At 35.6% G+C, this 11,077-nt stretch carries 11 protein-coding genes; 7 read left to right on the forward strand and 4 right to left on the reverse strand.

The annotated features are described in order from the left end of the window. Nucleotides 1-63 precede the first annotated feature (63 nt). From G5B32_RS16175 to G5B32_RS16190, 4 genes are all read right to left on the reverse strand, one after another. Nucleotides 64-522 carry a DoxX family protein gene (locus G5B32_RS16175; RefSeq protein WP_165292536.1) on the reverse strand — a complete coding sequence of 153 codons (459 nt, stop codon included), beginning with the start codon at nucleotides 520-522 and terminating at the stop codon, nucleotides 64-66. A gap of 1,319 nt (nucleotides 523-1,841) precedes the next feature. Further along, a complete protein-coding gene (locus G5B32_RS16180; RefSeq protein WP_165292537.1) occupies nucleotides 1,842-2,330 on the reverse strand; it encodes a hypothetical protein in 489 nt (162 codons plus the stop codon). 86 nt (nucleotides 2,331-2,416) lie between these two features. After that, the gene (locus G5B32_RS16185; RefSeq protein ID WP_165292538.1) at nucleotides 2,417-3,364 is read right to left on the reverse strand and encodes a polysaccharide deacetylase family protein; all 948 of its coding nucleotides are present in this window, start codon (nucleotides 3,362-3,364) and stop codon (nucleotides 2,417-2,419) included. Between the two features lie 182 nt (nucleotides 3,365-3,546). Further along, nucleotides 3,547-4,047, reverse strand: coding sequence for a hypothetical protein (locus G5B32_RS16190; RefSeq protein WP_165292539.1), 501 nt, complete (start codon nucleotides 4,045-4,047; stop codon nucleotides 3,547-3,549). A 454-nt stretch (nucleotides 4,048-4,501) separates the two neighbouring features. On the opposite strand from G5B32_RS16190, the gene ychF reads away from it, so the two are divergent. The 7 genes from ychF (at nucleotide 4,502) to G5B32_RS16225 (ending at nucleotide 11,033) form a co-directional block, all read left to right on the forward strand. After that, entirely contained in the window at nucleotides 4,502-5,602 is a 1,101-nt protein-coding gene (gene ychF / locus G5B32_RS16195; protein WP_165292540.1) for a redox-regulated ATPase YchF, read from the forward strand. Between the two features lie 124 nt (nucleotides 5,603-5,726). Beyond that, on the forward strand, nucleotides 5,727-6,299 hold the full coding sequence (locus G5B32_RS16200) for an NADPH-dependent FMN reductase (RefSeq protein ID WP_165292541.1): 573 nt from the start codon (nucleotides 5,727-5,729) through the stop codon (nucleotides 6,297-6,299). 45 nt (nucleotides 6,300-6,344) lie between these two features. Then, nucleotides 6,345-6,923 carry a DJ-1/PfpI family protein gene (locus G5B32_RS16205; protein ID WP_165292542.1) on the forward strand — a complete coding sequence of 193 codons (579 nt, stop codon included), beginning with the start codon at nucleotides 6,345-6,347 and terminating at the stop codon, nucleotides 6,921-6,923. 8 nt (nucleotides 6,924-6,931) lie between these two features. Continuing rightward, nucleotides 6,932-7,306: a hypothetical protein gene (locus G5B32_RS16210; protein WP_165292543.1), complete on the forward strand. Its 375-nt coding sequence runs from the start codon at nucleotides 6,932-6,934 to the stop codon at nucleotides 7,304-7,306. 61 nt (nucleotides 7,307-7,367) lie between these two features. Next, nucleotides 7,368-9,425, forward strand: a complete 2,058-nt coding sequence (gene ppk1 / locus G5B32_RS16215) for a polyphosphate kinase 1 (RefSeq protein ID WP_165292544.1) — start codon at nucleotides 7,368-7,370, stop codon at nucleotides 9,423-9,425. Between the two features lie 40 nt (nucleotides 9,426-9,465). Next, entirely contained in the window at nucleotides 9,466-10,527 is a 1,062-nt protein-coding gene (locus tag G5B32_RS16220; protein WP_165292545.1) for a PA0069 family radical SAM protein, read from the forward strand. Nucleotides 10,528-10,655: 128 nt separating this feature from the next. Further along, entirely contained in the window at nucleotides 10,656-11,033 is a 378-nt protein-coding gene (locus G5B32_RS16225) for a hypothetical protein (protein ID WP_165292546.1), read from the forward strand. Nucleotides 11,034-11,077: the final 44 nt, after the last annotated feature.

Raw genomic sequence — 11,077 nt, forward strand, 5'->3', positions numbered from 1 at the left:
GGGCCCAATATAAAAGGGGACTTTTTCAGTGCCCTCCTAGTTAAGTTGTCCTTTTTTATTTTTTTAAATTTCCCGTTGATACCCTGGCTTATTCATCATATTATCCAGTGAAAATCGTCCTGAGCCTTGAATTATAAAAATAATCAACAGCAGCATCACAAAGATGGACAACCAAAACTCTGAATTCAAAAACCCAAAGCCATTCGTAATGTTAACGAAAAAGACTGCCCCAACTAATACTGGAAATAATAGAATACAAGCCAGTCTGGTCTGAAAGCCCAAAATAATAAACAGCCCTCCTACTAAGTGCGTGAATACTACATAATGTACAGCTCCCCAGATGGACAATTGAAAATTAGTCTGTTCGATCAGATGCTGAACCGCATCCCGATCATTGATAAAGCTTATACCTTTGGCCAATATAATGACGCCAAGTGATATGCGTAGATAATCTATCCAATGAGCTCTTGATGACGAAGTGGTGCGAGAAGGTATAGGTATTCTTTTTTGTGCAAGATTCATAACAAATCTCCTTTCTACAATGGTTAATATTAGTATAACGTATTAATAAAGAAAAAGTTGTGATATTTTTTATTTAAATAATTATTCTCATTTGTCATTGTGACTTATAACAGAAGTAAGGTATTCTGTTGTCCTTTGTGAAGGAAGTAGTACCTGTTGTTTTCTTCTATGCCAGACGGGCATCATACTTTTGACCGCAAAAGTATGCAAAACTCATCGCTGTACCGTATCGGCACAACGTGTCACTCTTCCTGCTATTGCCGATCCGCTAAGGCGATATTTAAGTAATTGTAAGGATTTTGATGTTATTGGAAAATTTTATTTAGTAACTGCCAAAAGAAACGGCCTAGGATGTTTTGGTGTTAAGAAATCAACGAAGTTGAAGCGTTAAAAACAGATTTAAGAAGTGAAACGGCTCAAATCTTATAAAGAAAAGGTACTATCCATACAATTTATCAAAAATGTCGCCTCACAAACTTTCGCGAAAATGTAGGAAGGAAGAAACACTGTTGCGAAAGTTTTAAGCGACAAGGTTTTGCATACTTTTTACGATAAACCACGAAGTGCTCATTCATACCTAAAACTACTCTAATGAATAAAAAGTATGAGCCCCTCGCGGCTTGAGCGAGATTAAACAACTTTCAAGGCTGCAGCGAGGCTACAAATAGCTTATAGATATTTCACTGCGTTCAATATGACGATCATTTAATAAGGTTCTACTAAGGCGATTGTATTGGAAAGTTACCCCGTCATTTCGACGATAGGAGAAATCTAAAAATATGTTGCTTTGTCCTCTTTGCCGGAAGCACGATCTATTGTTGTCTTCTATGCCAGACGGGCATAATACTTTTTTCTTGACAAAAAAGTATTCAAAAAGTCAAGACTAGATTTCTCGGCTAAATTGTATTCGTATTTTCTAAAATCAAACAAACTCGCTTCGCTCAAACAAGTTTGATTTCTTAACGAAAATCCTCTACAATTCTTAACGCCTGCGCAACCTTAGGTCGTTCTTTTAAGATAGAAGCATTAAAACTACAAAATTGCAATAACGCAAAACGGCCTAGGATGTTTTGGTGTTAAGAAATCAACCAAGTTGAAGCATTAAAAACAGATTTAAGAAGTGAATCGGCTCAAATCTGTTTAGCGTAAACAAGTGGATTTTAGCCAAAATATCCAAGCCTTGATTGCTTTGCATACTTTCGTCATCAATTAAGAAATTGCGAAGCAATCTACGAAGGAAACTATGAGCCCCTCGCGGCTTGAGCGAGATTAAATAATATTTAAGGCTTTAGCGAGGCTATAATAAGATAAATTGAGTATTAAAACTCTTTATCGTAAGTACGTTTCCAATGATTATTACGATCCATAGGTGTCTCTTTGACTTTGTATTCCAAACGGATTCCATTCAGACGACGGCGTTTGATTCGTTTATTTACTTCATCACGGAAAGCAATTCCAGTAATCTGGTAAATTCCAAATGCTGTACCTACATATTTAGAATTAACCGCATCATCATCGACCAATTCAAAGTCAAAAAAGCAGTTTAAGTAATCTTTCCAAAAGAGAATAGGGTTTTCCTCTTTATCCGAAAGGCTATCAGCTCCATAGCAATCTTCGTCATAGATTTCAAAATGATCAGCTAATACCTGATTTGTTTTAGCTAAAAAATCTTTTGCTTTCCCTTCGTCTTCTATAGGAAGAATAGAAATAACATCGCGTTCTTCTAATACATCAAACATAGCATGCTCGGAGAAGCATAAAACCATATCATCCAACAAATCCTCGATATTATTAAACATTTTAGCCATAGCACAAAGGTAAAAACTATTTCTTTAATAAAGGATGTAATAATGGACCAATTAAAAAAGGCACCTATTACAGTGCCTTTTCATGGTTAATATTTTATAGGATAATCTTCCATAAACTCGAACTTATAGCCTTTAGCTAATAGTTTGTCAATAAGATCTGACAACAGCTTCTGCCCTTTCTTCGTTTGAAACATATCATCGTGCATCAAAAAAACCACATTATTAGGTTCCTTGGAAGACTTATTGTTCATATAATTTACTATACGATTGTAAACAGTTTCAAAAGGAATATTAGGCTCGCCTGAGTAGCTATTCAAACGCCATTCTACATCCCAACCGAATACCTTATACCCATCTTTGTGCAATAAATCTGCTGTAGGCGCCGCATTAGGAATATCAATTCTCCGTTCATTATCATAAATCCAAATATTACGGCCAGGAAGACGGGCAACCTTACTGTTCATCTTAATATTAGATTCATTTTTCTTAAAATCTTCGAAAGCCTTGATACTATCCGCGTAAAAAGTACCTAATCGATTGTAGCCATGCGTATAACTGTGGTTGTATACAGCGACCAAAGGATTCTCAATATAAAGATTCAAATCGCGTAAACGATACTTGCCAATCGTAGAATGCCTTCCTACCACAAAGGTATTGACCTTGATGTTTTTTGCTCTCGCAATGGAATCAATTGCCCGACTACCCACTAATGGTCCATCATCGAAAGTCAGGTACACATGCTTAGGATGTTTGTCAAATTCTCTACGCAAAGAATCACGCAGGTTTTTCTTTTGTGTCTTGATATCGATAGGATTTAGGCTATCTACTCGAAAGACAATCTTATTGTGTCTAAGCGAATCCCATTTGCTGTGTAGTGTTGGTTTATCTTCTATTAATTCTTCAATTCTATTAACTAAAGAATCAACTTTGTGTGAACCAAATACAGCGTTAGAAAAGTTGTTGCAAGAAAAAAATCCCAAAGTTATGAGAGTTACAGCACCAAATCCGAATAACTCCCCCCTTAATTTGAACATTTCAGAATGTATTATTTTCTCCAAAATTAAGAGAAAAATACAAGACAATATCATTTATATATTAATAAATTTTTAAGTAAAGTAAACATAAATCTACAAGCATAAAAAAACCGATTTTCAATATGAAAATCGGTTTAAATCTAATCTAGTAAACAAACTTTTATTCTTATAAATATGAAATCTTATCTTCTTCTATCGTTTTTGTGGTGCTTGTTGTGTTTATTACGTTCTTTCTCCATTTTTTTATAATGTTTGATATCTCTGGATGGAGCTCTGCGTTCTACCACATGTCTTGGTCTATCATGACGTGCATCTCTCAACACGGGTTGGTGACGATGCGAAGCATAGCGTGCATAACTTTTTCTATGGTCTCTATGGTATCTCCAAGGATTGTTATCATTAATAACTACTTTGTACGTACTGAATAGATTCACATGACGGTAACGGCTTGGCAATTTAGATTTAGTCACCCACCTATTGCCGTGAAAATAAGTATACTTACGTGAGGCTACATTATAATACACATCGATTTCAGGCATATAATAGAATCGTGCATAATCATATCCTACTGGACCCCACAAAGGTTGTGAACCGATATTTATATTAACACTTATCTGTGCTTTTGAAGTTTGAGTTATAAATAACCCTCCGATTAATAATGTAAAGTAAAGTAGCTTTTTCATGGTAACCTCCTCGTTAATTTATCTGTTATTTTGCTTTTATGACTGCCAACTATTAAGAAAAGATTAATCCATAAAATGTTAAAATTTGTAAAATGTTTCGGAAGTACTCATTTTAAAGGAGTTAAAAAGTAATCAAAATTAAATCCATATATGATTAGATGTTGGATTGAAGAACTCCTTAAAGCTTCTGTAGCATCGTTCGTGCCGCGAGCAGCACTCCATTTTGTCATCTTAAAAGGAAGCAAACGAAATGATGCAAGCTCTGCTCAGCGAAGCTAAATTTATTAGGCAACCTTTGTGATAAAATGTAGGGATAAGGCAATTATCTTTAATAATAGAATAATGATTTATCCTTGCAAACGACATATATTATTTACCTTAAAATACCAATTCGCTTCTCATTCTATTTTACTATCTTTGCACAAATTTAAAAATCTTACAGCATAAAGAATTTATGGCTTTACAATGTGGTATCGTAGGCCTACCAAACGTAGGTAAATCAACATTATTCAACTGTTTGTCTAATGCTAAAGCGCAAGCGGCAAACTTTCCTTTCTGTACAATTGAACCAAATGTGGGTGTCATCACTGTACCTGATGAACGTCTTAATAAATTAGCTGAATTAGTAAATCCACAACGTATAGTTCCGAATACGATCGAAATCGTGGATATCGCTGGATTGGTAAAAGGTGCTTCCAAAGGTGAAGGCCTTGGTAACCAATTTTTAGGTAATATCCGTACTACAAACGCAATCATACACGTATTGCGTTGTTTTGATGATGGTAACGTAATCCACGTTGATGGTTCTGTAGATCCGATTCGTGACAAAGAAATTATCGACACGGAGCTTCAGTTGAAAGATTTGGATACAGTTGTAAAACGTATTCAAAAAGTGGAGAAAATGGCTAAGACTGGTGGCGATAAGGATGCGAAAAAGACTTTTGAAATTCTTTCTGTAGTAAAAGAGCATTTGGAGGCCGGTAAATCTGCTCGTACTGCTCCTATTAGCGAAGAAGATTTTGAATATATTGCAGATTTGACATTGTTGACAGTGAAACCTGTATTATACGTGTGTAACGTAGATGAAGGTTCTGTTACAACAGGAAATGCGTACGTAGAGCGTGTAAAAGAAGCTGTAAAAGATGAGAATGCGCAAGTATTGGTTATCTCAGCTCAAATCGAGTCTGAAATCGCACAATTGGAAAGCTACGAAGAGCGTAAAATGTTCTTAGAAGATTTAGGTTTGGAAGAATCAGGGGTACACAAATTAATTCGTGCGGCTTATTCATTATTAAACCTAGCGACTTACTTTACAGCTGGTGTCCAAGAAGTTCGCGCCTGGACTATTGAAAAAGGATTTACTGCTCCTCAAGCAGCTGGTGTTATTCACACGGACTTTGAAAAAGGTTTTATCCGTGCGGAAGTAATTAAATATGCAGACTTCGTACAATACGGTTCAGAAAATGCGGTTAAAGAAGCTGGAAAACTATCGGTAGAAGGTAAAACTTACATCGTAGAAGATGGTGATATCATGCACTTCAGATTCAACGTATAAGACAAAATATCCTATAAATAATGAGAAGGGTTGATAAATTATCAACCCTTTTTTTATAACTTCATATACGTAATTCTGACTTTAGAATTATACACACAACAATCACATGCAGTAAATTTGGTTTATGAAAATATTAGCTTTCGGAGCGAGTAACAGCTCCAAATCCATCAATAAAAAATTCGTCACTAGTGTTTCTAAATATTACAAGGAATTCGATGATGTCAAAGAAATCATTGATCTGAATGATTATGCTATGCCTGTCTTCTCTGTTGATTTAGAAGCAGAAATCGGTATACCACAACAAGCTTTAGACTTTGCTGCCAAGATTGATTGGGCTGATTTTATTTTGATTTCTTTCGCGGAGAACAATGGAAATTATAATGCGTGTTACAAAAATATAATTGACTGGGTATCGCGTATTAAAGGTCGTAAAATCTTTAACGGAAAACCAGTGTTCTTATTGGCAACAAGTCCTGGTGCTCGTGGAGGTCAATCTGTTTTGAGCATTGCGGAAGCACGTTTACCTTTTGATGGAGCAAAAGTATTGGACACTTTTTCTCTTCCCGAATTTAACAACAATTTCGAAGAAGGTAAGGGCGTGACAAATATGCTTTTGCGTAGTCAACTAGAAGCTAAAGTGCGTAAAACGAAAAGAACGTTGAAAGAGTTATTCGAAGGAAAAACAGAAAACAATTAATTGTGTTTTATTAATAAATCTTTAACCTTTAAAAACTAAAATAAAATGGCAAAGAAAGTATTATTACTAGTAGGCGATTATGTAGAGGACTATGAAGCGATGGTACCTTTTCAAGCGATGGGAGCTGTTGGAATTGAAGTAGATGCCATTGCACCAGATCGTAAAAAAGGTGATGTTGTGCCTACAGCAGTACACGATTTCACGGGAGATCAAACATATAAAGAATTAAGAGGTCACAATTTTGCTATTAACAAAGACTTCGAAGCGGTTAATCCGGCAGATTATGATGGATTGTACATTGCAGGCGGTCGTTCGGCTGAATATATCCGTCTAAACAAAAGTGTAATTGAAATCGTGCAACATTTTTTTGAAGCGAATAAACCTGTAGCAGCGATTTGTCATGGTATTCAGGTGTTGACTACTGCCAAAGTTTTACAAGGCAGAACATTAACAGCTTATGTCGCGGTTGGTCCAGATATTGAATTGGCGGGTGGAACTTGGAAAAATATTCCTGCTGATCAAGCGGTAGTAGATGGAAACTTGGTGACATCACCAGCATGGCCTGGACACCAAGAAATCTTAAAAGAATTCTACAAATTATTGAACATTCAAATTAGCTTATAACATTTAAGATGAAGAAATCCAAAAAGGTATGGCTTTTAGCCATACCTCTTATTTTGATATTAGGGTATATGATTTGGGATGCATATAGCCAACCCAGTATAGAAGATATTCCAGGAAATTTTGAAGAAGTAGCTTTTGTTCGCAATGAGCAAAATAAAGGAGGCATAGAACGCATTTATGCTGTTTCTGTCGGCGACATTCCTAATGCCAAATTCGAAGCCTGTGCCGAACTGTTTCCTACAAATGATTTTAATAGTGTTACTCGGATTTTCTTTTTTGATAAAAGTAAGCCCTATCCTACCACTCTTTCATTAGAACCTCCCTATTATGATACCACAAAATATGAAGCGATCCATATTTTAAAACGTCGAGGATCTAATTAATTACTTCATGTCAAGTTTATAAAACCTTAACATTGAAGTAGTATATTTGATTAACAGATTTATGGGAAGAAAATATATACCAAGAGATATTAGCTGGCTAAGTTTCAACGGACGTGTCTTGCAAGAAGCAGCGGACAAGTCCGTACCTCTTCTTTCAAGAATTAAATTTTTAGGTATTTTCTCCAATAATCTGGACGAATTTTTCCGTGTGCGCGTAGCTGGTTTGAAACGTGCACTGCTGATTGACGAGAAAGAAGCTAAACATATCTTTTTCGAGAAACCAGAACTCATACTTGAAGAACTAAACAAAAAGCTTATCAAGCAACAGAAAAAATTTGATAAGGTATGGCTTGATGTTCAACATGAGATGGCCAAAGAAGGTGTATTTGTCAAAACATGTGAAGATTTAACCCATGAACAGGAGGATTTTGTAAAAGAATTTTACCTAAATGAGGTTGAATCAAACGTGATTCCTCTCCTTCTGGATGACAATAGACCCATGCCTTACCTTCGTGATAAATCCTTGTATCTTGGAATTGCCATGAAGAAAAAAGAGGATGATCATCATCCTCAATTTGCACTAATTGAGATTCCGACAGGACAAATCAATCGTTTTACGATATTGCCTTCATCCAAAAAGGAAGTTCACGTCATTCTTTTGGAAGATATTATCAAATTAAATCTGCCTTATATTTTTTCGTTTTTTGGGTTTGATGAATTTAATGCGCACGCCTTCAAAATTACCCGCGATGCCGAATTTGATCTCGACAATGATATCAATACCAATATTGCGGAAAAAATTGCCAAAGCACTCAAAAGCCGTAGAAAAGGCAAGCCTACGCGTTTTGTATTTGACCAAAACATGAACCAGGATTTGGTTGAATTTCTTCTCAAAAAGCTGAATATTTCAAAAATTGACTCTATAATTCCAGGACAGAAAATCCATAACTTTAAAGATTTCATGGATTTTCCAAATGTCTTTAGGAAATACAACCAACCCGAAGAAAGAACTTCTTTTCATCATCCCGAGTTGGTTAATCAACATCGTATGGTCGATGTGATTACGCAAAAAGACGTTCTTTTAGCTTTTCCTTATCATAATTTTGACCACATTATTGATTTGTTGCGCGAAGCTGCTATTGATCCCGATGTTATATCTATACAAATTACGGCTTATCGCTTAGCCAGCAATTCTAAAATTGGCAACGCCTTAGTAAATGCTCATCGTAATGGCAAGGAAGTAACGGTTATGCTGGAATTACGTGCCCGTTTTGATGAACTCAATAACCTCATGTGGAAAGAAAGATTCGAAACGGAAGGTATTAATGTTTTAGTGGGTATTCCTGACAAGAAGGTTCATGCTAAGCTCTGTGTGATAAAAAAACGTGTAAACGGTGAGATCATTCAATATGGATTCGTCAGCACGGGAAATATCAACGAAAAGACTGCCAAACACTATGGAGACTATTGCTTATTGACAAGCAATACAAACATTATGGAGGACATTAATAAAGTCTTTGACACCTTGCGTGAACCAAAAAGTATGGAGGAGAATCTACATGCTGGCAAAGGTTTATTATTTAGTCCAATCAGCATGCGCAACACACTAATGGAGTATATCGATTATGAAATTGCGGAAGCAAAATCTAATAAGAAAGCTCATATTATTATAAAGTTGAATGCACTAAGCGACAAAACACTCATTAAGAAAATCTATGCAGCGGCACATGCAGGCGTTAAAATAGATTTAATAGTGCGCGGAATTTATTGTGCCAAGAACCAAAAAGCTTTCAAAGAGCCTTTGCACGCCATTAGTATTGTCGATGAATATTTAGAACATGCCCGTGTGTTTTATTTCTATCACGGCGGAAAAGAACATACATACATTTCTTCAGCGGATTGGATGACCAGAAATTTGGATTACAGAATAGAAGCTGCTGTTCGCATTACAGATTCTTCGCTAGCTAAACAGCTTTACGATATCTTACAAATACAATTGAATGACAATGTCAAAGCACGTGTACTCAACAATCTAATGAATAACGATTATGTCAACACATTAGATAAAGAAAGTGTACGATCACAAACCGAAATATACCACTACTTAAAAACTCAATAACTTTTATTTTTACTAAAAATTTTAGTAATTTTACTTTTGTATGGAAGGTAAAGATTACTTAAAAGGTAGAGGTGCACAATACAATCCCCATAATAAATTTGTGCAGGATGTATATGGAAAGTTCCATATTGAAGCCATAGATTCTTTTGAGGAAGAATCTAATAAAACCATTTTTATTCCTTCAGAGGCCAAATCTTTAGTACACAAAGTCAATAGCCCAGATGTAGGAATGGCTTTCTCAGCTAACCCTTACCAAGGATGTGAACATGGTTGTATCTATTGTTACGCCCGCAATTCGCATCAGTATTGGGATATGGGATCAGGTTTGGATTTTGAACGCAAGATTATAATTAAAACGAACGCTGTAGAACTTTTCGAAAAATTCATCAGCAGAAAAAATTGGAACTTCACACCTATTCACCTCTCTGGTAATACGGATTGTTACCAACCGATTGAGCGCGAGAAGAAACTTACAAGGGATATTTTACAAACAGCTCTTCATTATAAACAACCTATTAGTATTATTACCAAAAATGCGCTGATCCTTCGGGATAAAGATATTCTTTCAGAATTGGCAAAACTTGGTCTTCTGAAAGTATTTGTTTCAATTACCTCATTAAATGAAGATACCCGTCAAAAGATTGAACCACGTACTGTAACTGCAAAACAACGCCTTCGCGTGGTAGAAGAACTCGCTAATTGCAATATCCCCATAGGAGTCAACGTGGCACCTGTTATTCCAGGTCTGACGGACACCGAAATTCCACAAATATTGAAAGCGTCAAGCGATGCCGGAGCTAAATGGGCGAATTATATAATCATAAGACTTAATGGACAAATAGGCGAAATATTTAAAGATTGGCTCCAAGTTGCTTATCCCGATCGCTGTGATAAGATTTGGAATTCTATTTTAAGCTGTCACCATGGCCAAGTCAACAATTCAAATTTCGGCGAACGAATGAAAGGTACGGGTAATATTGCTGAGATAATTCGTAACGTTTTTAAACTACATTGCCTCAAAAACAAACTAAATCTCGAGCCTTTTGAATATGCAAAAATAGATCGACTACATTATCGAGATACGCAATTATCCTTATTCTAATTATTTTAAAACAATAACAAACTGTTAAAATTCCGTTAAAACCCATTGAAATTTTAGCCTGTGGCATAGTGGTTGCCTTTCATCAAATGATTTAATAAAATTTTTGTTACACACTAATTAAAACATTTATGAAAAACACTATCAAAATTTTAAGCTTGTTATTCATCACTTTATTTGCCTTTTCATCATGTAGCAAAGACGACGATCCAACAGATAACAGTCTTTTTGTAGGAAAATATAATGGTACGGTTCGATATAGCGAAGGGCTGGATGAAATTAAGACAAATGCGAATGGCTCGGTTACTGTGTCAAAAATAGGTGATACGTATAATTTCAATTTTTCTGATGCTATTCCATCATTGAATGGTATTAAAATGGAAAAAGGACAGGGCAACGTGATTATATTCAATGATGGGGCATTAGGCTCAATATCTATTTCTGCTTCTGAATTAGACATTAATTATACCAAAGACGGGAAAACTTGGTCCGCAAATTGCGAAAGGTAACACTTAAGATCCACTACATACTATTTATTAAAGGGCTTGAAAAT

It is taken from the genome of Sphingobacterium sp. SGL-16, from assembly GCF_011043515.1.
GTDB classification, from domain to species: Bacteria; Bacteroidota; Bacteroidia; order Sphingobacteriales; family Sphingobacteriaceae; genus Sphingobacterium; species Sphingobacterium litopenaei.

Excerpts from the sequence above, each read along its gene's own strand:
- G5B32_RS16175 (WP_165292536.1), bottom strand. The coding sequence starts at position 522 with ATGAATCTTGCACAAAAAAGAATACCTATACCTTCTCGCACCACTTCG.
- G5B32_RS16180 (WP_165292537.1), bottom strand. The coding sequence starts at position 2,330 with ATGGCTAAAATGTTTAATAATATCGAGGATTTGTTGGATGATATGGTT.
- G5B32_RS16185 (WP_165292538.1), bottom strand. The coding sequence starts at position 3,364 with ATGTTCAAATTAAGGGGGGAGTTATTCGGATTTGGTGCTGTAACTCTC.
- G5B32_RS16190 (WP_165292539.1), bottom strand. The coding sequence starts at position 4,047 with ATGAAAAAGCTACTTTACTTTACATTATTAATCGGAGGGTTATTTATA.
- ychF (WP_165292540.1), top strand. The coding sequence starts at position 4,502 with ATGGCTTTACAATGTGGTATCGTAGGCCTACCAAACGTAGGTAAATCA.
- G5B32_RS16200 (WP_165292541.1), top strand. The coding sequence starts at position 5,727 with ATGAAAATATTAGCTTTCGGAGCGAGTAACAGCTCCAAATCCATCAAT.
- G5B32_RS16205 (WP_165292542.1), top strand. The coding sequence starts at position 6,345 with ATGGCAAAGAAAGTATTATTACTAGTAGGCGATTATGTAGAGGACTAT.
- G5B32_RS16210 (WP_165292543.1), top strand. The coding sequence starts at position 6,932 with ATGAAGAAATCCAAAAAGGTATGGCTTTTAGCCATACCTCTTATTTTG.
- ppk1 (WP_165292544.1), top strand. The coding sequence starts at position 7,368 with ATGGGAAGAAAATATATACCAAGAGATATTAGCTGGCTAAGTTTCAAC.
- G5B32_RS16220 (WP_165292545.1), top strand. The coding sequence starts at position 9,466 with ATGGAAGGTAAAGATTACTTAAAAGGTAGAGGTGCACAATACAATCCC.
- G5B32_RS16225 (WP_165292546.1), top strand. The coding sequence starts at position 10,656 with ATGAAAAACACTATCAAAATTTTAAGCTTGTTATTCATCACTTTATTT.